We start from the raw sequence: 21728 nt of genomic DNA on the forward strand, positions 1-21728 counted from the left end.
TTTGGAAATACCCACTCATTATTAAATTTGTATACCTAGAAAGGACGCCTTCCCAATCACAATTTATCTAACTCACATCAACTTAGATTTGCTTTGAAATTATAATTAGTACTACACTCTCATCGTTGGTAGCTTCCCAAAGCGGGTGACGGGAATCGAACCCGCGACGTAAGCTTGGGAAGCTTAAATTTTACCACTAAACTACACCCGCAATACGTGTATAATTATATCATGAATTATACCCCTTGTCATCAAGACTTCTACAGAGCTGTATGATAAAATTCAAGTGGAGGCTAAACATCATGTTAATCTACATAATTACTTTACTATGGATTCTTTTATTAATCTCACTAACAATCGGAATCACGCGTAAACAAGACAAAAAGATTATTAAGGGTGTCGTCTATACGCGCGCGTTTTACATTCTTTTGTTGATTAGTGAAGTGGTTTTTACCCTGAATCACTTTAACGAGCATCGTTATTTGGTCTCTTTAAGTTTTATAATGACAATCGTCGCGATTTCTTTCATTGATATTTGTTACCAGAGAAAAATCCAAGGTAATTTAAAACCCTATGTAATTTTATTGACACTGATTTCAATTTTAATCTCAATTGGGCTTTTGTTTTTCATTCAATAACTACTAAAAAATCATCCAATCACTTGGATGATTTATTTTTTTTGCATTTTTTCAGCTAATCGAATTGATTCATCAACTAGCTCCGCTTGCGCATCAATCACAGGGTAATCATGATTACCAGCTCGTTCTTCTGCTACCGAAATCTCAGTACAACCTAAAATCACCACATCGCTATCCAATTCATTAACCATTTGATTTAAAATATGATGATATAATTTTGGATCGACATAATCCTGCTCCTTAACACCTTTATAAATTAAATCCATCGTTTCATCCGCAATTTCAGCGGTAGGGTGCACAACTTCATATCCAGCTTTAGTAATTTCTTTATCATATACCTTGTCCTTTAGAGTTCCCTTAGTGGCAATTAGCCCCACTCTTTTAGCGTGTGGAAACTTCTTAGCAATTGCGGCTACCGCTAACCTAGGCATATGCAAAATTGGAACATCCGTCATACTCTGTAACTGATCATAAAAATAATGGGCAGTATTACATGGTAACGCAAAAAATTCTGGTCCCAGTTTGCTCTGTTGTTTAATATCTTCTTCAAGTGGCACTAGTGGACTCGGATTATTTTCTGGATCAGTAATATAATCCGTCCGGTCTGGAACCGTCGCATGATTAACTAATATATAATTTAAATAATCCTGATCACAGTGAGCTGGGGTCCGTTGATTTAGTAAATGAACATAGCTCTCAGTCGCTTGGGTCCCCATCCCACCAATAATTGTGAAAAACTTTTTCATTATCTTATTCCTTATTCATATGAAAATATTTTTTGAAGTTTTTTGCGTAATTATGGTCCATCCATTTCATAAGTAGCCAACGCATGAAGTTTTCATCCTTTTTATACCAAAAAGTCGTTCCCCACTGACCTTTTTTGATCAGCTCTTCCGCCTTCTTTTTATCTTCATTATCTCTAGCATACTTACAAAAAACACGATTGGGAACTCCTAACCATAAATAATATTTCTTTGGATCTTGATTGGCATACACTGTCTTTTGGTCCGCTAGGTCATCTTGAACGTAATCACGAACCACCCATTGAGCAAGGTTATATCCATTTAAGGTCACAAAGAAACTACTGCGTCCCTGTCTCAAATTAATTTCAAACAACTTGTACGTGTCGTCTCTAACATCATACTTCATGTCAAAATTAGCATAACCAGTAAATTCAATCGACTCTAAAAACTGTTGAATCTGATCATAAATCCGTTGATCAAAGTCAGGAATAATCGTGACGTAGTTACCAATTGCAGACGGTGCAGGATCTTCTAAAAGGGGATGGCCTAAACACATCATCTTCACGTGATGATTCTTGTCAACATAAGCATTTAAGACCCGCATGTTGCTGTCATCACCTGGGATGAAATCTTGGACGATCAAGTCTGAAGTATAACCATTATTATAAATTTTTGAAACAATGTCACGATACTCGGCATCACTTTTAATGGTAAAAGCTTTCTTTCTTCCCTCAAAACGGATATCCAACCATTCCACGCTATTGGTTGGTTTAAGTGCAATTGGATAATCAAATGGTTGATCGAAGTCGTTATCTTCAAAATTGCTTTTGGAAATAATTTTGGTGCCAGGATATGGCATTCCATACTTATCACACATTTTATAAAAATTTTCTTTACTATTAAGTTGTTTTATTAACGAATAATCAACGTATGGACAGACAAAGACATCTTCTAAATCTTTCTTATGTTTAGAAATTAACTCAGCATAACCATCCCCACATCCAATTAAAATGACCGGTTCTTTGTGGTTGGCATACTTCTTTTTTAACTTTTTCATCTCTTCAAACCATACTGGATCCTCACTAAAGCCGGGAATAAACGTCAGATCCACAATTTTGGTAAATCTTGTGGGGGCTAATCGTTCCTGGGCATAAGCCTTGACACGCTTACCATACAACTCGTAGAAAGAACGCGCCATCCCGTACACATTAAAGTCACTTCCAAGTAAGATCGGAGTGAAATCTGGAACTTTCTCATTTATCATTACCATTTAAACCCTCCAAGTAATCTTCCACGATAACCGAATCGGTTGGATAAGGTGTATCAACACCATTAATCTTTTGATAAGGATCGCGTCCTTTACCCGCTACTACAATAATATCTCCACGTTTACCAAAATTAATGGCCTTTTTAATGGCTTTTTCACGATCCATTTCGAAATGAACGTCAACCTTATCATGATCGATATGACTATCAATTTCCTTTGCAATCTTCATGGGATCTTCATAAGCGGGGTCGTCAGTAGTTAAAAACGCTACATCGGCATTTTGAGTCAACGCCTTGCCAAATCCCTCTCGACGGTCAATTCCCTTATTGCCCGGGCTTCCAACCACTACAATAACTTTTCCACTAGGGTCTTGTCGTTTTAAAAATCCTAGTAATGCATTCATACTAGCATAATTATGAGCATAATCCACATGAACGTTCCCATGGTTTTTAGACTTAAAGATTTCCATTCTTCCAGGAATTTTTGCTCCTGCCAAACCATCTAACATATCACCACGTTTAAAGCCAGCAAGTCCAGCCGATATGATCGAAGCGGTTGCATTGGATTCATTGTAATCACCTGGAATACCAATGCGATAATTTCCGTCTAAGCCTAACTTTTTAGCTTTATCAGAAATGGAACTTAATTGAATATCGTTATCAGTCAAGCTATCTGAAACTGGCTCGTACGTGAAATCAAGGTCGATTTCAAGTTGTGGAGTCGTCCCCTTTTTACCAAACAAATAAATATTTTGGGGATCAGTTGTGGTTTTGGCAGCATAATAAATATCAATCAGGTGGTCTGAATCGGCATTCAAAATGCACTTATTTGAATTAACCAAGAGTTGTTCTTTACAGTGCAAATAGTTTGCAAAAGTCGGATGCTCGTTTTCCCCAATGTGATCGGGAGAAATATTTAAAAAATTACCTACGTTATACTTTAATCCAAAAACCCGATTTTTTAAGTATGCCTGAGACGAAACTTCCATAATGAGATATTTCATCCCATTATCGACAGCGGATCTCATATTCTTAAAAATATCTAGTGATTCTGGAGTAGTTAGATGTGACTTAAATGTTTGATCTGGTTCATTACCAACCACGGTATTGATAGTTGAAAATAAGGCGGTTTTATTCCCACTCGCCTTCCTAATTGCATCCCGAGTGAAATATGAAGAGGTCGTTTTCCCCTTAGTACCCGTAAAGGCAATGATGAACAAATCGTCTTGTGGATAATTGAAAAATGCAGCAGAGATCAAAGACATTGCTTTTTGAATGTTAGTAACCAAAATCTCATTCATTCCGTTACTTTCAGATAAATGATCTTCACACACGATTCCAGTTGCTCCAGCCTTTTTTGCTAACGTAACAAATTCAGGCTTAAAGTTTCCCTTTCCAAAGAATAAGGTTTTCGGTTTTATGTCTCGTGAATCATAACTAACATAGTTAAAATCATTATCATTAGTCTGATTAACTGATTTTAATAAGTCATGTTCACGAAGAATATTTTTAATTTCTTGAATGCTTAGTGACAAAAAATTCAGCTCCATTCCGCTAATTTTTGTAATGGAAATCCAAATAAATCATTCGGACTTTAATTTTGTTTTTAATTTACTCCTAGACAATTCTACCAAAAGAAAGAGATAATGACTAACTCAAAACCAATAATGAAAACATAAATTAATATAATAAAAAACATTCTGCGTAAACTAAATTAATTCCAGTTCACACAGAATGTTTTTTTACTACTTAACATCTTTTAATTTTTGTTCACTAACATTATCCAATCGGTCACCAACTGCATTCACCATCTTCAAACATTTTTCAATATCATCCTGGCTCATATCCAAAACAGAAAAACATTGATTAACGTGTTCATATACTTTATCACGACGTTCCTTAGCGTATTCTGTAGTATCAACGATGACAACTCGTTCATCTTTATGACTACGTGTTCTTGTCACCCATCCCTGCTTTTCAAGCCGTTTTAACAACGGGGTTAGAGTCCCACTATCTAAGTCTAAGTAAGATCCAAGCTCACGAACGGTCATTGGGGCATGTTCCCATAACACCAACATGGTAATGTATTGTGGATAAGTTAAATTAAATGGAGATAAAACGATTTGGTAGTACCGACTAAACTTTTTACTTGTATTATAGATTCCAAAGCACAATTGGCTTTCAATCTTACGTGGTTCAACCATTATAATCTCTTCTTTCTAAAAACTCTTGTACTATCTTATATTTTACACAATTAAATAATAAATACAAGGATACCACAAAATTGAGTGTTTATTTTACGACATTTTTATTGTATGATTGAAAGGTAGTAATTGCCCGAGTGGCGGAATTGGCAGACGCGCAGCGTTCAGGTCGCTGTTCAGTTTACTGAGTATGAGTTCGAATCTCATCTCGGGCATTCGTTACTAACAAGACGTTATCAAGCTTATTGATATCGTCTTTTTTCATTAATAGTAATTAAATTATGTAAACAAAAAGAGTGGACAATTGTCCACTCTCTCACTACTTTTTATCTAATATAATCGCCTAGATCGTAAATTAATTGGTTCTTAGCTTGGTAATAATAATTGCGTAATGGATGAAGATGGTTATTTTTAACTATCCATGGCTTATCAAAATTAGTGTAATGAATAATCACAGGATGCTTAAGTGCGTCTGCCTCAGCTGCTCGACGTTCTGGGATAGGATTTAATCCACTCTCACCCTTAACTAAATGACTTTGCAAATTATACTTAGGGTCAAGTTTCTTCCAGTGTCCATTAAAAATGGCATTTAGAGCATCTTGGTCTTGATACTTCAGCATATCAGGTTTATTAATTGCCAACCTTCTAACCTTTTCAGAAGTATCATTATCATTCCAAGCTTCTGTATCAATTAGTAACAATCCGGCATTGAAATACTGACCCGGTGCATCACTAACGTGCATCTTTTTTAACCGATCAACGTAGCCAGAGTCCTCAACGGCACCAACAATATTGCCATCAAGATCGGTATTAAAAAGATTTGAAATATCACCCACACATACCATGTCAGCATCCAAATAAAGGATCTTAGGTTCATGAACTTCTTCAGGAATCTCAATTCGATAGTAAGTGTTTTCCTTAATTGCACTATCCGGAGATTTTACATTAGCATCCTTATATGCAGCGGTGTTGGGTTGCAAAAAGTTAATTGCCTTACAGTTGTCGTAGACTTTTTCCAGGGCCTTTAACAAATCAGCACTGTTGGAACTTAAATGATCATTAACAACGTAAAACGTGAAGCTTGACTTCTTATTACGGTTCAATATTGACGAATAGTTGACTGCCAGCGGTATCGCCATATTGTTATCAGTAGTAGATGCAATCGTAATCATACACATTATCTCCTTCAAAAATATTTGAAACTATTTGGCCACTTGTAAAAATAAGTATCACTAATTTTCGTAGCGATATTTATAAAAGTGGACCACTTTATGACCTATCTATTTCGAACAACAACAACGTTTACCGTCGCATTTTTACTTCCAATGGTAATGGTAGCGTTATTATTCTCAAATCGATATCCAGTTGGAGCAATTAAAATTTGCTTTTCACCTGGGATACCAGTAACTGAAGTTGCATTCACGTACTGCCCCTTTTTATTTACAAAATTAACTTGTTCAGTTATGGAAATCGAAGGGACATTGTAGTTGGTTGCCCAAATCCAATTACCGGGATGTGATTGCCCATCTGCAAGACTTAAATTATTCTGCAATTGATTGTTATTATCAATGTTCATCCAATTGGGTGATTTAACAGTGTAATCTTTTCCGTCAAATACAAACTGGGTACCTACTACCGGTTCTGGAATAATTGGACCTGCACCAGGTGCATCAGGAGCCTTTAAGATTGTCTTATCACCTAACTTAATTTGGTGAAGATTATTATCACCCTTCATGAAAGCGGACAATCCATTATATTTACCCTTAGAAGCTGCCTGAGTATCGAAGCTAGTTAAATCTAGGCTTTGTAACTGATGGTCATCCTGAAACATATTACTCAAACTACGATTATTAGGATTAATTTTAAAACTCGTTAAACCGGCAATGTTTTTAACAGCATAGTCATAAACAAACATTGAACTCATATCAATAACTTTAGAAGTGTCAAAATGACTGACGTCGATGTCTTTAAGAAGAATATCGGCACCAAACATCAGTCTCATACGATTAACATTTGAGGTGTCAAAGTGAGTGACATCAATACTTTTTAGTGCTGTATCACCATTAAACATATAATCCATACCAGATACTTTTGATGTATCCAATTTATCGAGACCATTAATAGTTTGCAGGTTTTTTAAACCTTGATTGCCTTGGTGGAGTGGGTCATCATCTGCCGATTGAGAAAAAAGATAATCAGAATTTGATGGGGCATACATCTTATCTTGGATATTAATAACTTGCGCATCATTTAAAGCCTGACGTAAATCTCCAAGTTGTGAATATGCATAGGTTCCCAAGGTTTTATCTTTACCGCTCAACGTTAAAGTCCGATTGATCTCATTATAGTTCCAGTTGACCTGTCCCCACGTACCACTATCATATCTTAATTTAGAAATCCTAGGTCTAGCTTGTGAGGTCACTTCCTTAGTATCCGTTGCTGCTGCATATGTAGTTTCAGTGTGATTTGCTGGACTATTCATCTGCAAGCCAAAGAATAAACCAACGGTCACACCTGCGATTAATGCTCCCTTAATTACCTTTTTCATTAGATCATCTCACTCTCTTATATTTCCTTACACTTCTAAAGTAGGCCATAAATGCCGTCATGTCAACATTTATGCTTTATCATGTGAAAAAAATACCATAATAATTACATTAATTATGTAAAAAGAGAATAATAATGTGCGTTATTATTCCCTCTTTTAGTTTCTATAAATCTATATCATTGGATTTATATAGTTATAATCTATCCATAAAAACATTGATTAAACTATCACCATGCCAATAAAAATCATTGGAGTCTATGTAAGAACCAGAAGTATTAGCTTCTGGCTCTACAATAACTAGTCGTTTAGACGAATAGTAGCGTGATAAGAACTACCATCTGTGGCCTTGCCAAAATAATCGTCTGTAATCGAGCGAAAAACCATTTTCCCGTTCGGTAAGTTCAAATATTCGGCATCATATGGAAAAACAACGGAGTAATTGTTTTTATTTCCAATACTGTAATAGTAAATAGTTCTACCACTAAGCCGAACGCTTCGATCTGTACTTGGAACTACTAGTTTAAACTCCTTCATTATGACTCACCTCCTTTCCCATCAAAAAAGGTCATACTACGAAGTAGCATGACCTAAATGGTATTTCAGAGTATTCATCATATTGAAATACGAATAAATTCGCATAGTTGTTTTAATTTCAAATCTTATAACAAGACATAGGCTATCATTAAATGATTTTTCACGTACTCAATAACACTTATCTTCCACCAACTTATCATTTATGACAGTATTAATTACGGTGTTAAAAGCTTCTCACACTTTCTAACACCACGTGAACACTATTTCCTACATTAGCATTCACAAAATTGTCTAGTTATTTTTAATCTCAACATTCAATATTTCATTATGAATCTCTTACTGCTTACTTCACAATTTAGATTATAAACTTTATTAAAAACAACGACAATAGAGTCTTAAATTTCACAAAACATAATTATAATACCTTGATATCAGTATTTATCCTAATTATTAATTCACTTTTGTCTCATAATATAATAATTATTATTATATAATATAACCAATCAGTCGCTTTATTGACAAAAATTTACTGCATAATTTTAGCGATTAAAACATAATTTGATATAATTAACCAATGGAGGAAATAATATGAAAACAAAAGCTTATGAAACTTATAATTTAGTTGAATACGATAAAAATCTTCCTTATGAAGTTGGCGATTTAGTCGAAGTTACATTTGTTAACCCAACTGGCTTAGGTGATAACCAAGACGATTGGTTAAAAGTCGTGAGACATGACGTTGGTGAATCAACCAGTATTCATGATGAATTCAGGTTTAATTCAAAATGCATCAAAGCAGTAAAGAAGTCAAACTAAAAAAAGGTCCTCACTTTTGTGAGGACCTTTTTTAAGCATTATCATGTGCAATTTTAGCGGCAGTAGCGCCAGCAATAGCTCCAACAATATCATCAATAAAAGTATTGACAATTTGACCGTTTGTATCGAGTTCTTTTACAATTCCATTTTTATTAGTGTCAATTTCACCATAATTAGTAACCCCAATCGTCCCATAGATTGAAGCAATTCCAAGTGCCAACGTTTCATCAACGCCAAACACCCCTAAATCATGAGAGACAATGCTTTCAAGTGGCTCTTCTAACTCGCCATCTTGTGCTAAACGATCCAGTTCAAGCCCTACCATTGCGTTATTCAATACTTCCCTTTTATGCAAAATATCATTAACAATCCCACAAACATAGTCTAAATCAGGAACATTTGAATATTTTTTCTGTAAATCAATTGCAATCTGTGCAATATCTTTAATCGTTACTCCATGTTCATTCAGTCGCTTAAGCACAAAATTATACGCCTGAGTATCAGGATATTTATAGTCTCCTCGATCTACCATTAGTTAATCTTCCTCCATATCTTTCGTCAGGGTCATATCGTATTCGTTTGGATAATTATCTTGAGTAATCATCATTGTCATTACACTTTTATCCTTAAGATGACCCTTTATAATTGCATCAACATACATCTCTTTATGAAAATCTCTTTGAAATTCGGCAAAACTCGATAAAAATCTAAAGTTCAAAACCACGTCACTACTATTTCTAGAACTTGAAACGCCAATAACATCTATTATTTTACTCTTCTTCATCTCGTTAACTATCGGAATAACGACATTCTTATAAAATACTTCAACTTCACGTAATTTTTGAGTTAAATTATGAATTCGTTGATTAATTACGTTACACTTCTGAAAGTCAGTATTATTCAACTCTTTCATCCCATTCAACAAATAATCCTTATCATTATTGAGTAAGGCATTTTTTAAATCCTCTGACTTTTGATCGTCATCCCCATCGTTTAAAACACTAGCTAATTCATCAATTGTGTTCACGTCATAATCATTTTTGAGTTGATTAAGATTCATGATCCAGTGTAAATACTGCTTTTTAAGCTGCTCCAACTCTTCATCAGCCGCCATTAATTGATTCTTTAATTGATTAAAATAATTAAATTCAACTACGTCCATTTTTCACTCCACCACTATAAGACTGCCATTAGCATAAATCCGGTTGCAATTAGGTTATTTAAAAAGTGGACCCCAATCGAAACTTCAATTTTCCCCGTTTTCTTGTATACATACGCTAAAATCATTCCCAAAATAGCATAAATCATAAAACTAATCACGTTAGAACTCATATGACCACAAGAAAAAAGTAACCCACTAAAAACAATTGGCAGCCAAAACGCATTTTGATTAAAAAAGGCATTAATAAAAAATCCTCTAAACACCAATTCCTCTAACACTGGGGATAAAAAAATCGCCGAAAAGCTCATCAAGACCAACACCGTCATGTTACTTTGAAAAAGACTTAAAATGGCATTATTATTCTTTGTTCCCAGTTGGTTAAAAATCAATTTATTTAAAACTTGAAGCACAATCTCAATAACAAAAAAGCTAAAGATTGACAATAAAATAATCTTTAAATCGTGACCAGTAAGCCGATGACTTCGTTGTCTGTACACACTCCGATAGGCCCATAGCGCTAAACTAATTACGACAAGAAAAATAACAATGTAAGCGGCTCCATAAAGAAAAGCCTTGAATCCATGATAATCGTGAATTCCAATCATTTGAACTGGTACTTGAACCGCAAAAATCAAAAAAATTAGTCCAATAAATACAACGGCTCTTTTCAAAAATTTAATTAAACTCATTTCCCACTTCATTAATCCAATTCATCTCCAAATTTTTCCACTAACATAGAATACCATAATAATAACGTCTGAAACAAAGAAGGAAAATTAGTGTTCAAATCCATCGTTAACCTAACTGATTCGAAATGATATACTAAAAGACGTTATTAAACTAAAAGAGGAGCTAAGCATGGTGATTATTACAGCTGGAATGATTGGTGTCGGTAAGACAACCTTAACGGGAAAAATTGCCGCACATTATGGAACAGAGCCCTTCTACGAGCCAGTAGGAGACAATCCTGTTTTGCCACTTTATTATAAAGATCCAAAACAGTATGGTTTCTTACTTCAAATATACTTTTTAAATAAACGCTTTTCGATGATTAAAAAGGCGTTAAAACAAGACAACAACGTGTTGGATCGATCTATTTACGAAGACGCTCTTTTCACCAAAGAAAATAATGCTGAGGGAAATATTTCTGACGTTGAATTAGAAGTTTATTTAAAGCTACTTGACAATATGATGGATGAACTTAAAGAGCTTCCAAAAACAAGTCCTGACCTTTTAGTCTATGCCTACAGCGATTTCGACACCATTCTATACCGAATCAAAAAGCGTGGTCGTGACTATGAACAATGGGACAACGATCCAGGACTAGAAGAATATTATTACAAAATGTGGAAAGCTTACCAAAAATGGTATGACGAATATAACGTCAGTCCTAAGATGAAAATCAATCTTCAAAAATACGATCTAGAAGATCCCCAAAACGTCTCTAAGGTATTGGAAAAAATTGATGAAAAATTAAAAACGATCCGATAAAAAAACTTTGAACATGACGTTCAAAGTTTTTTTGTCCTACTTAGATAATTCATAAATTGACTGACCGTAAATCGACATTGCCAAAATCAAATCATTAACAGGTGTGTATTCGTTAGCTTGGTGCATCGTGTCCTCTGTTCCTGGGAAAAGTGCTCCAAAGGCAACCCCACGTTTCATCATTCGCGCATACGTACCACCACCAACAACTTCTGGTTGAGCGTCATCCTGATCAGTTTGATCGCGATAAACACCCATTAAGGTTTTTACAATGGGATCGTCTGCATCAACAAAGTGGGGCACCATTTGCGAAATTTGTTTGGTTGACCCGTTAAACCGATCAGCGGCATCTTGAACTTTAGCTAAAATTTTATCAGTCGTAATCCCCTTTGGATACCTAAAGTTAGTGTTAACCATCCCACCATTTTCATGATCAAAATTCATTAGACCGACGTTCATGGTTAGTTCCCCCATCACATCATCAGTAAAATTAAGCCCCAATTTATGAGCACGAGAATCATCATGCAGTTTTTCGTCGATGAAGTTCAGGATATTAGCACCACTAGTATCAAAACTATAATCAACCAAAAAGTCAGCTAAATAGGTTCCAGCATTGATACCGTTCTTAGGTTCCATTCCATGGGCTGCTTTCCCCACTACACTGATTTTAATATTGTTCCCTTCGATTTCATAGCTTCCAGTTACGGGAACCCTATCTAAATATTTTTCAAATTCATCGGCCATTTTGGAGACATCCGCAGCAACAACGTCAGCTTCTGCATCACGTGGTACCATATTTTCACGCAATCCGGCATTAAAATGCATCAGAGTGTTCTCACCATCACTTTTATTGGAAGCAAAATGCGTTTCAAGCGTCACATTACCCTTTTCCCCATTGATCAAGGGAAATTCGGCGTCTGGCGAAAATCCAAATGAAGGGTCTGGTTCAACCTCAAAATAGCGTTTCATTCCAGTCCAGTCACACTCTTCGTCCGTTCCAATTATCAAGCGAATTTTGACCTTCGGTTGAATCCCTGCATCTTTAAGCATTCTTAATCCATAATATGCGGCAAGTCCTGGTCCTTTGTCATCAGAAACTCCTCGACCAATTGCATTGTCACCCTCAAGCTTTAGTTCGAATGGATTGGAATCCCAACCTGCGCCACCGGGCATCTCATCAGCATGTGACAAAATTGCCATGGTTTCATCGCCTGAACCATACTCAATATATCCCACTACGTTATCAATGTTTTTAGTGGTAAACCCATCACGATCACCAAAAGAGAGAAACTGTTGTAATGCATGAGCTGGACCTGGGCCCAATGGGTATTCGTCCGTTGCGTGCTCCAAGTCCCTCGAACTATCAATTGAAATCAATTTTTTTAAGTCATTTAAGTAATCATCTTTGTAATTTTGTGCTTTATCTTTCCAGTCAATTGCCATGTTATACCCTCCTACTTAGTTATTCCTTATTCTAACATAATCAAGAAAGTAACAACTCATTTGGACAACATTCAACCAACGCATGATATAATGCATTCGAGGTGAACAAAATGAAGAAAATTGATAAATCAATTCTAACTAAAACCATCCGCATTCGACCCAAAAATAGTTTTAAAGGAACTTACGGTAAAATCGCTTTAGTTGGTGGAAACGAAAACTTTGGTGGTGCAATCATAATGAGTTCGCTTGGAGCAGTTTACTCTGGCGCTGGACTCACAACTACTATCACGGATCCAACGAATCAAAGTGCGCTCCACTCTTGGCTACCCGAAGCAATGTTTGCAGACTATAACGACACTGATCAAATGGTTCAACTCATTAAAGCTATGAAAGTTATTACCATTGGCTCTGGGCTTGGGACCGATGATCATAGTTGTGAAATTATGGAAACCGTATTTGATAATGTCACCCCTGATCAAATCCTCTTAATTGATGGTTCGTCCATCACGATGATCGCTGAACGTGGGTTAAAATTACCACAAGCCAAATTAATTTTTACCCCGCATCAAATGGAGTGGCAACGTTTATCCGGAATTAAAATGGCCGATCAAACTGAGGCACGTAACCGAGAAGCCCGCGACAAAATTGGTGGGATTGTCGTTCTTAAATCTGATCGTACTCAGGTTTATACCCCAGATGAAGTATACCAAAATACGACTGGGACGCCTGCTCAAGCAACTGGAGGGATGGGTGATACTCTTGCAGGAATTATCGGTGGATTCGTTGCCCAATTTGACGACGAGGTTGATGCTGTTTTAGCAGCCGTTTATTCCCACAGTGCAATTGCCGATGAACTAGCAGCCACTCAATATGTAGTTCTCCCTCATCAAATCTCACAACAGCTTCCACGCTTCATGCATGAACACGAAGCATGAATTTAACTTATAAAAAAGAAGATCCTGACTGGATCTTCTTTTTTTATCGAATGTGTAAAAACTTCCTCACACTTTGCATCTTATTTCCTAAGACCTTATCAGCTACCCGACTTTTAAGTACCAAGAATAGGTACACAAATCCACCAGCTAACGTAGCCAAAATCGAAACAAACAAACTGATTAGTGAACTATTGTAATTGACTACCATCCCAAACAAGAAGTTAGCTCCATAAACTACAATTAAGGCCACAAAGTATGTGATCAAAGCAAACGCTAAAATTTTAACAGAATTAGATTTAATACTACTCATTTCCAATCCAAACTCATGTCTTAAGGAATGCACAATCAAATAGTTAGCAACTGTAAATCCAACTGCGGTTGCCATTAAGGCTCCAAAAGCTCCAAAGAAGTAAACTAAAGGAACTTGCGCAACTAACTTAATTACAATTCCAACCACAAAGTATTTAACTGCTCGTCTATTTTCAGAAATTCCTTGCATTAATGCGGTAACCACCGTAAACAAGCCTAGACTAATTGAAATGATAGCAGAAAACGTTAAAATGTCCGCTCCTAAATCCATATTGGCGGTTCCATAAAAGGTTCGGTTGATCGGACCAGCAATAGCTGCCATCCCTAAAGCTGCAGGAAGCATGACAAATTCAAATAAAATTAACGCATTACTAAGTTGCTTACTAATTGAATGAATGTCACCTTTGGTTCGGGCTTCAGAAAGCAACGGAACTACGGTAATTGCCAAGGCGGAAGCTAACGAAACCACAATCATAATCAATTTATTCGCATTAGCCGCAAAAATAGCATAAATATACTGTAAATTAGTATTAGTATAATTAGTTGCCCAACGCATAATACTAAAAAAGGAATATTGGTCAATTAATTGAAAAATGGTAATGCCAGAACCAAGAATAATAAACGGAACCGCTTGACTAATAATTTCTTTATAAAGATCGTTAGTCTTAACGTTAATAGCGTTATCACTTGAAGCAATAAGCCCCTGAAAATGATCACGTCGTCGCCAGTAATACCATCCTAGTGCTAAAAAACCAAAAATAGCACCGATGAAGGCGGCAAAAGTTGACTGGGTAACGGCGGTTACCCAACTTCCGTGGATCACGATCATAATGAAGAAGGCTGAAGCCAACATGTAAATGACACGCGCGAGTTGCTCAACAAATTGTGACATTGCTGACGGAGCCATCTGTTGGAAGCCTTGAAAATATCCACGAGTTAAACTCATCGCAGGAATAATTAGGACGGCCCATGCTAACGAACGAATCACCGGAACCGCATTTTTACCCCCACTACCAGCTAAGATTGGAGCAAAAAAATAGATTAAAAGTGCACAAACGACTCCGGTAATAACCGAAAGGGTAATTCCCTTCTTATAAAGTCGCGCACTTACCCCATACTCATTTAACGCATTATAATGGGCCACTTCTTTTGCAACCGCCGACGGAATCCCCGCAATGGCAATTGTCAAAAACTCACTATAAATGTTGTAACCCATGGTATACAACGTGTTGGCAAGCGGAAACAATGACGCTCCAAAAATCAATCGCCAAGGAATGATGTAAATGGCACCAAGAATTCGTGAGAGGATGCTTCCAATGGTCATCCAGGCTGATCCTTTAACCATCTTACCTTGTGATCTTTCACTATCTTCAATTTCTTCTTTTTCTAATTCATCTTGTTCGAAATCGTTGTTCACAAATTTCCCCTACTTTCACGTTACAAATATAAATTTTAACCATTTCGAAAAATAATTTCAAATTTATTCAAGCTTAATTTGCAACAATATTAACAATTTTCTTTGGAACGACGATTACCTTTCTAACAGTCTTTCCATCAAGGAATGATTTAACATTTTCATCATTTAAAGCAACTTTTTCAGACTCGTCCTTCCCAGCATCCACGCTAACTTTAATGTGACCTCTTACTTTTCCATTAACCTGAACCACCAGTTCAACTTGGTCTTCTTTTAACTTACTTTCGTCAGCTTCTGGCCACTTGGCAAGTTCAATGGAATGATCATGACCCAACTTTTGCCACAATTCTTCAGCAACATGTGGCGTAATTGGTGAAAGAAGTTTAATGAACCCTTCCGCGTACTTTTTAGGTAACCTTTGTGCTTTATATGCATCATTGATGAAAACCATCATTTGAGAAATGGCAACGTTAAAACGCATATTTTCAAAGTCATCAGTCACCTTTTTAACGGTTTGGTTATAAACCTTATCAAGCTTTCCGTCATTATCATCAACGATCACATCACTTGCCGTGTCATCATCATTCATGTACAAGCGCCAAACTCGTTTAATCCAGCGGTTGGCACCAACAATTCCATCGGTATTCCACGGTTTAGATTCAGAAAGTGGTCCCATAAACATCTCGTACAAGCGCAACGTATCAGCACCGTACTGTTTAACAATGTCATCGGGATTAACTACATTTCCCTTGGACTTTGACATTTTTTCATGATTAGTACCAAGAATCATACCTTGATTAACTAATTTTTGGAACGGTTCTTTTGTCGGAACCACCCCTAAATCATAGAGCACCTTATGCCAAAACCGCGCATACAACAAATGAAGAACAGCGTGTTCAGCACCACCGACGTACAAATCAATTGGAAGCCAGTACTTCAATTTTTCTGGATCAGCAATCATTTTATCATTATGAGGATCAACGTATCTCAAGTAGTACCATGAACTGCCGGCCCACTGTGGCATCGTATTAGTCTCGCGCTTACCATGACGACCGTTCTTATCTGTCACGTTCACCCAGTCAGTAAGATTGGCTAACGGACTCTCTCCGGTTCCAGACGGTTGAATGTCAGCCGCTTTAGGAAGCCGTAATGGTAACTGGTCTTCTGGAACTAAGGAAGTTGTGCCATCATCCCAGTGAATTACTGGAATGGGCTCACCCCAGTAACGTTGGCGACTAAAAATCCAATCACGTAATCGATAATTAACCTTTTTATTACCAGCATGATGATCCCTTAACCATTCGATAATTTTATCGATAGCTTGTTTTTTATTCAATCCATCAAGAAAACCGGAATTAATGTGAACCCCATCGCCCGTGTAAGGTGCATCATCAACATCACCACCCTCAATCACTGGAAGGATGGGCAGATCAAACTTCTTAGCAAAATCAAAATCTCGTTGATCATGAGCGGGGACGGCCATGACTGCACCGGTTCCGTAACTTGGCAGAACGTAATCACCAATCCAAATTGGAATTCTCTTTTGGTTCACAGGATTAATTGCGTAAGCTCCAGTAAATACTCCCGATTTATCTTTGTTTAAATCAGTTCTTTCAAGATCTGATTTAGAGGCAATTTTAGCCCGGTAGTTTTCTACATCGGCCTTTTGTTCTGGTGTCATAATTTTATCTACAATCGGACTTTCCGGTGAAAGCACCAGGTAAGACACCCCATAAATAGTATCAGGACGAGTAGTAAAGACTTCGATCTTTTCATCTTCTTCATTTACATCAAATGAGATACTAGCCCCAACGGAACGGCCAATCCAATTTCGTTGCATTTGTTTAATGCTTTCAGGCCAGTCTAAATCGTCAAGATCATCCAGCAAACGGTCAGCGTAGGCAGTGATTTTCAAAACCCACTGTTTCATAGGTTTTCTGTAAACGTCATAACCACCACGTTCAGTTTTTCCATTAACAACCTCTTCGTTTGAAACAACGGTTCCACCCATGAAATCAGGAGCCCAATTAACCTCAATCTCATCTTCATAGGCTAATCCCATTTTGTACAACTTTTCAAAAATCCATTGAGTCCATTTATAGTAATTAGGATCCGAAGTATTGACTTCACGATCCCAATCATAAGAAAATCCAAGCGATTTAATCTGACGTCTAAAATTGTCAATGTTTTTCTTCGTAAAATCACGTGGGTTGTGACCGGTCTTTAACGCATATTGTTCTGCCGGCAGCCCAAAGGCATCCCATCCAATTGGATGAAGGACATTTTTACCCTGCATCCGTTTAAAGCGCGCCATGATATCAGTGGCAGTGTAACCTTCTGGATGACCGACATGAAGCCCCTGACCTGATGGATAAGGAAACATGTCTAGCACGTAATATTTATCTTTCTCTTGTTTATCACTGGTTTTAAAAGTTTGGTGATCATCCCAATACTTTTGCCATTTCTTTTCAATTTTTGAATGATCGTAAGCCATCAAATTCACTCCTTATTAGTTCATTAAAAATCACCATAAAAAAAGCCTATAGAAAAACAATTCTATAGGACGAGGTTCCGCGGTACCACCTAAATTTCTCATAAGAGACCCTTGATTCCATAACGCGGAAAAACGTTTAACTTTTAATTCGGTTAAAACTTCGATGATAAGTTCAATCATTCTATTTCCAAGTTTGCATCACCCACTTGGTTTCTGAAAAATAAAACAATCTAATACTTCACCTACATGATATATTATATGATTAAATAAACTCTACCAAATTTTATCCAAAAAAACAAGTTAATCACAAACAACTGATATAATAATCAGTGAGGTGTTTCAAATGAAACTACAATCAGCATTAAATTTTAGCCATACTCTACTAAAACAAATTGTTAAACCAGGTGAAACCGTAATCGATGGAACGGCCGGACTAGGCCACGATACCCTTTATTTAGCTCAACTCGTTGGTAAAAACGGCCATGTTTTTAGTTTTGATATTCAACCGAATGCCGTTTTAGCTACCAAACAACGCTTAACGAAATATGGTGAGCAAAAACAATGTCAAGTTATTCTTGATGGGCATGAAAACGTTAAGAAATACGTTCAGAACAGTCCAATTGCGGCCGCAATTTTCAACTTAGGATACCTTCCCACTGGTGACAAAAGAATCATAACAAAACCCAAAACCACCATTAAAGCTATTAGTGATATTCTTGAATGTTTAACTCCCAACGGAATCATCATTTTAGTACTGTACTATGGTCACGCTGGCGGCAAAGAAGAAAAGGAGCAGGTTTTAAAATTTGCTAGTAGTCTCAATCAGCATAGGTACCACGTTTTAAAATATCAATTTATCAATCAAATCAATGATCCACCAATCCTAGTGGCAATTCAAAAACGAGCTAAGTAATGTTAGTTCGTTTTCTTTTGCGTGTTTTTATGGTCAAACCAGTTCACAACATACGATAAAATCACTAATAATAAAGCCAAAATAAAGATATGATGAATGGCACTGTAAAGAATCTCATGCAGTACGGGCAGAACTTTTTTGGATAAATTAACCGCCGTCTGGGGATTAATTAGTGTATTCATCATTTTTAAGTTAGTCCCTGGATGTTCACTAACTCCTTTTGCCATCGAGGTGTTCATCACAATTCCAAAAATAGAAATCATAATTGTTTGACCAAGGGTCCGGCTCAGAGTATTGAATGAAGAAGCTACTCCAACGTGTTCTGGTGAGACCTCGTTTTGAACCGTAACGGTGGAAGTAGTAATGGTAATTCCAAAGCCAGTTCCTAAAACGGCTGAAAGAACAAAGAAAACCCAAAATGGCGTAGTAATCGGAAGTAGGACCATACAAATTGCTCCTAGCAAAACAAATGCCAAACTAAAGTTCATAATTTGTTGTGGCCGGTACTTCAGAATCATTTTTCCCGAAATAAAAGAACCAACCAGCCATAGAACGGAACTGGGAGTGATCGCAAAGCCAGCCATCGTGGCTTTTAATCCTAAAATTCCCTGAGTCCAGTCCGGCAAATAAACTTCATATCCAAAAATAAAACCACTAATCAGAGCCGCAATTAAATTCTGGGTGACAAATGTCCGACTTTTAAACATCTGAATTGGAATTAGTGGATCAGTTGCTTTTTTCTCCTGCCGATAGAACAAAAATCCACTGATAATTGCGACCACCAAACATCCAACCACCATTATCCAATTGATTGGAGCTTCACTTAAGACTTGGAACATGTACATAACCGAAAACAAAAGAATCGCGATTAAGACGACGCCAGGTAGATCCATCTTACTTTCAATCTTGCGTTTTGGTTCGTGTAAAAATAATGCAATCAAAATAATCGTCAAAATTCCAATCGGAACATTAATGAAGAAAACCCAGTGCCAAGAAAGATTGTCAACCAAAAATCCACCTAGTAACGGCGCAACCACTGAGGCAATTCCCCACGCTGATCCATTTAAACCAACCACTTGAGCTCGTTTTTCAAAAGAATACATGTCAGCAATAATGGTAAAGGATACTGGCATAATTACTCCTGCACCGACTCCTTGAACTGCTCGCCATAAAATCAATGTTCCCATACTATTGGACATTCCTGACAACATGGAGCCAATAACAAAGACCACCAGACCAAATATAAAAACCGATTTACGACCTAATTGATCGGCTAACTTCCCATAAATTGGGGTGGCAATTGAATTTGTCAAAAGAAAAATTGAGAAAACCCAGTTCATCAACGACACCCCATGAAGATCACCGACAATCGTGGGCATTGCCGTCGAAACAATGGTTCCCTCAACTGCGCTCATAAATGTGGCAACAAATAATGCAATTGTCACAACTTTAACGTTTGTTTTACCCTTCATATTTCATCATCTTTCTATTTGATACAATAAAAAACGACCATTGAAGGTCGTCATTTAAATCCTATTTAAAATAATTTTGTAGCTCTTTTACCTTATCGGTATGCTCCCATGGAAGATCAACATCCGTTCTCCCAAAGTGACCATAAGCAGCCGTTTGTTTGTAAATTGGCCGCTTTAAATCAAGCATCTTAATAATTCCATCCGGTCGCAAGTCAAATACTTTTCTAATGGCAGCGACTAACTGATCGTCTGAAACCTTTGAAGTTCCAAACGTATTAACTGAAATTGAAACTGGTTCAGCAACCCCAATGGCATATGCCAACTGGATTTCAATCTTTTTTGCAAGTCCAGCCGCAACAATGTTTTTAGCGATATACCGCGCTGCATAACTTGCGGAACGATCAACCTTAGTTGCATCTTTCCCAGAAAAAGCACCGCCACCATGATGAGCTGCCCCACCATATGTATCAACAATGATTTTTCTTCCAGTCAAGCCGGCATCGCCAACGGGTCCACCAACCACAAATTTTCCGGTTGGATTGATTAAATACTTAGTGTTCTCATCAAGATACTTAGACGGGATCGTCGTTTTGATAACCTTCTCGATAACATCTTTTCGAATCTGTTCTTGAGTAACATCAGGATCATGCTGAGTACTTAAAACCACGGTATCAACACGCTTAGGATCATCATTTTGATCGTATTCAACCGTTACTTCCGCTTTGGCATCCGGTCTAAGATAAGGAATAGAATCATTTTTACGAAGCTTAGAGAGTTTCTGCATTAAATGATGACTCAATGAGATTGGGAGTGGCATTAACTCAGGGGTCTCACTGTCTGCATAACCAAACATAATTCCCTGGTCCCCAGCACCAATCTTATCAAGAGGATCGACGTCTCCACCACGAGTCTCAACCGACTCATCAACTCCCTGCGCAATATCTGGTGACTGTTCATCAAGTGAAACTAACACAGCAACACTGTCTGCATCAAATCCGTATTTAGGATCATTATAACCAATTTCACGAATTGTATCTCTAACAACTTTTTGAATGTTAACATAGGCACTAGTTGAGATTTCACCAAACACCAATACAAGCCCTGTAGTAACTGAGGTTTCACAGGCAACTCGTGCATCTGGATCTTTTTTTAAAATTGCATCCAGGATTGCATCACTAATTTGATCGGCAACTTTATCCGGATGACCTTCTGAAACTGATTCAGAAGTAAATAAACGCTTTTCTGACATTCTTATTCCCCCTATTGTTTGTGGTTACAAGGCAACTTCACTCTTCGTGAATCCTATCGGGAATCTGCTCATAACTTTATAATAATAACATATTCGCAAG

Annotated in this window: 20 protein-coding genes, 2 tRNA genes, 1 riboswitch and 1 other annotated feature; of the genes, 6 read left to right on the forward strand and 16 right to left on the reverse strand. The window is 37.0% G+C overall.

Features of this window, described 5'->3' with window-relative positions; translation table 11 throughout:
• Nucleotides 1-140: 140 nt before the first annotated feature.
• Nucleotides 141-211: transfer RNA gene (locus AC6UDE_RS04645), tRNA-Gly, on the reverse strand.
• A 91-nt stretch (nucleotides 212-302) separates the two neighbouring features.
• Here AC6UDE_RS04645 and AC6UDE_RS04650 point away from each other — a divergent pair.
• Nucleotides 303-638 carry a DUF1516 family protein gene (locus tag AC6UDE_RS04650; protein WP_500693640.1) on the forward strand — a complete coding sequence of 112 codons (336 nt, stop codon included), beginning with the start codon at nucleotides 303-305 and terminating at the stop codon, nucleotides 636-638.
• Nucleotides 639-670: 32 nt separating this feature from the next.
• On the opposite strand, the gene AC6UDE_RS04655 is transcribed toward AC6UDE_RS04650, so the two are convergent.
• From AC6UDE_RS04655 to AC6UDE_RS04670, 4 genes are all read right to left on the reverse strand, one after another.
• Nucleotides 671-1384, reverse strand: a complete 714-nt coding sequence (locus AC6UDE_RS04655) for an aspartate/glutamate racemase family protein (RefSeq protein WP_500696759.1) — start codon at nucleotides 1382-1384, stop codon at nucleotides 671-673.
• Between the two features lie 4 nt (nucleotides 1385-1388).
• Entirely contained in the window at nucleotides 1389-2645 is a 1257-nt protein-coding gene (locus tag AC6UDE_RS04660; RefSeq protein WP_500696783.1) for a carboxylate--amine ligase, read from the reverse strand.
• On the reverse strand, nucleotides 2635-4182 hold the full coding sequence (locus AC6UDE_RS04665; RefSeq protein WP_500696760.1) for a UDP-N-acetylmuramoyl-L-alanyl-D-glutamate--2,6-diaminopimelate ligase: 1548 nt from the start codon (nucleotides 4180-4182) through the stop codon (nucleotides 2635-2637). Before AC6UDE_RS04665 ends, AC6UDE_RS04660 begins: the two co-directional genes overlap by 11 nt.
• Before the next feature lie 210 nt (nucleotides 4183-4392).
• Entirely contained in the window at nucleotides 4393-4851 is a 459-nt protein-coding gene (locus tag AC6UDE_RS04670) for a MarR family winged helix-turn-helix transcriptional regulator (protein ID WP_500693637.1), read from the reverse strand.
• Between the two features lie 131 nt (nucleotides 4852-4982).
• Here AC6UDE_RS04670 and AC6UDE_RS04675 point away from each other — a divergent pair.
• Nucleotides 4983-5066 (forward strand) — tRNA-Leu (locus AC6UDE_RS04675).
• Between the two features lie 111 nt (nucleotides 5067-5177).
• On the opposite strand, the gene AC6UDE_RS04680 is transcribed toward AC6UDE_RS04675, so the two are convergent.
• The 3 genes from AC6UDE_RS04680 to AC6UDE_RS04690 form a co-directional block, all read right to left on the reverse strand.
• Nucleotides 5178-6023 (reverse strand): glycosyltransferase family 8 protein, encoded by an 846-nt coding sequence (locus AC6UDE_RS04680; protein ID WP_500696761.1) that lies wholly within the window; start codon nucleotides 6021-6023, stop codon nucleotides 5178-5180.
• Nucleotides 6024-6127: 104 nt separating this feature from the next.
• A complete protein-coding gene (locus AC6UDE_RS04685; RefSeq protein WP_500696762.1) occupies nucleotides 6128-7399 on the reverse strand; it encodes a BspA family leucine-rich repeat surface protein in 1272 nt (423 codons plus the stop codon).
• A gap of 297 nt (nucleotides 7400-7696) precedes the next feature.
• Nucleotides 7697-7933, reverse strand: a complete 237-nt coding sequence (locus tag AC6UDE_RS04690; protein WP_500693634.1) for a hypothetical protein — start codon at nucleotides 7931-7933, stop codon at nucleotides 7697-7699.
• A 588-nt stretch (nucleotides 7934-8521) separates the two neighbouring features.
• Between AC6UDE_RS04690 and AC6UDE_RS04695 the strand changes: the two genes are divergently transcribed.
• Complete coding sequence (locus tag AC6UDE_RS04695) at nucleotides 8522-8749, forward strand: SH3 domain-containing protein (protein ID WP_500693633.1); 228 nt, start codon at nucleotides 8522-8524, stop codon at nucleotides 8747-8749.
• Between the two features lie 31 nt (nucleotides 8750-8780).
• On the opposite strand, the gene AC6UDE_RS04700 is transcribed toward AC6UDE_RS04695, so the two are convergent.
• Genes AC6UDE_RS04700 through AC6UDE_RS04710 form a run of 3 tightly spaced genes read right to left on the reverse strand, consistent with a single transcriptional unit; the run spans nucleotide 8781 to nucleotide 10600 of the window.
• A complete protein-coding gene (locus AC6UDE_RS04700; RefSeq protein WP_500693632.1) occupies nucleotides 8781-9281 on the reverse strand; it encodes a phosphatidylglycerophosphatase A family protein in 501 nt (166 codons plus the stop codon).
• Between the two features lie 3 nt (nucleotides 9282-9284).
• On the reverse strand, nucleotides 9285-9911 hold the full coding sequence (locus tag AC6UDE_RS04705) for a hypothetical protein (protein ID WP_500696763.1): 627 nt from the start codon (nucleotides 9909-9911) through the stop codon (nucleotides 9285-9287).
• A gap of 14 nt (nucleotides 9912-9925) precedes the next feature.
• Nucleotides 9926-10600 (reverse strand): CPBP family glutamic-type intramembrane protease, encoded by a 675-nt coding sequence (locus AC6UDE_RS04710; protein ID WP_500696764.1) that lies wholly within the window; start codon nucleotides 10598-10600, stop codon nucleotides 9926-9928.
• Between the two features lie 169 nt (nucleotides 10601-10769).
• Between AC6UDE_RS04710 and AC6UDE_RS04715 the strand changes: the two genes are divergently transcribed.
• Nucleotides 10770-11402 carry a deoxynucleoside kinase gene (locus tag AC6UDE_RS04715; RefSeq protein WP_500696765.1) on the forward strand — a complete coding sequence of 211 codons (633 nt, stop codon included), beginning with the start codon at nucleotides 10770-10772 and terminating at the stop codon, nucleotides 11400-11402.
• Nucleotides 11403-11438: 36 nt separating this feature from the next.
• Here AC6UDE_RS04715 and pepV read toward each other — a convergent pair whose 3' ends face one another.
• Entirely contained in the window at nucleotides 11439-12842 is a 1404-nt protein-coding gene (gene pepV, locus AC6UDE_RS04720; RefSeq protein WP_500696766.1) for a dipeptidase PepV, read from the reverse strand.
• 110 nt (nucleotides 12843-12952) lie between these two features.
• On the opposite strand from pepV, the gene AC6UDE_RS04725 reads away from it, so the two are divergent.
• Complete coding sequence (locus AC6UDE_RS04725; protein WP_500696767.1) at nucleotides 12953-13777, forward strand: NAD(P)H-hydrate dehydratase; 825 nt, start codon at nucleotides 12953-12955, stop codon at nucleotides 13775-13777.
• 43 nt (nucleotides 13778-13820) lie between these two features.
• On the opposite strand, the gene AC6UDE_RS04730 is transcribed toward AC6UDE_RS04725, so the two are convergent.
• Both AC6UDE_RS04730 and leuS read right to left on the reverse strand, forming a co-directional pair.
• Nucleotides 13821-15503, reverse strand: a complete 1683-nt coding sequence (locus AC6UDE_RS04730) for a putative polysaccharide biosynthesis protein (RefSeq protein WP_500693626.1) — start codon at nucleotides 15501-15503, stop codon at nucleotides 13821-13823.
• 73 nt (nucleotides 15504-15576) lie between these two features.
• Nucleotides 15577-17994: a leucine--tRNA ligase gene (gene leuS / locus AC6UDE_RS04735; protein ID WP_500696768.1), complete on the reverse strand. Its 2418-nt coding sequence runs from the start codon at nucleotides 17992-17994 to the stop codon at nucleotides 15577-15579.
• A gap of 62 nt (nucleotides 17995-18056) precedes the next feature.
• Nucleotides 18057-18250, reverse strand: a binding site (T-box leader).
• An 87-nt stretch (nucleotides 18251-18337) separates the two neighbouring features.
• On the opposite strand from leuS, the gene mnmM reads away from it, so the two are divergent.
• Entirely contained in the window at nucleotides 18338-18907 is a 570-nt protein-coding gene (mnmM, locus tag AC6UDE_RS04740) for a tRNA 5-(aminomethyl)-2-thiouridylate-methyltransferase MnmM (protein WP_500696769.1), read from the forward strand.
• A gap of 2 nt (nucleotides 18908-18909) precedes the next feature.
• On the opposite strand, the gene AC6UDE_RS04745 is transcribed toward mnmM, so the two are convergent.
• Together AC6UDE_RS04745 and metK are read right to left on the reverse strand one after the other, a co-directional pair.
• Complete coding sequence (locus AC6UDE_RS04745) at nucleotides 18910-20379, reverse strand: MDR family MFS transporter (protein WP_500696770.1); 1470 nt, start codon at nucleotides 20377-20379, stop codon at nucleotides 18910-18912.
• 61 nt (nucleotides 20380-20440) lie between these two features.
• The gene (metK, locus tag AC6UDE_RS04750) at nucleotides 20441-21628 is read right to left on the reverse strand and encodes a methionine adenosyltransferase (RefSeq protein WP_500696771.1); all 1188 of its coding nucleotides are present in this window, start codon (nucleotides 21626-21628) and stop codon (nucleotides 20441-20443) included.
• A riboswitch (SMK box riboswitch) is annotated at nucleotides 21626-21707 on the reverse strand. Its footprint overlaps the gene before it by 3 nt.
• Nucleotides 21708-21728 lie beyond the last annotated feature (21 nt).

Source organism: Fructilactobacillus sp. X2R5C3 (genome assembly GCF_059901325.1).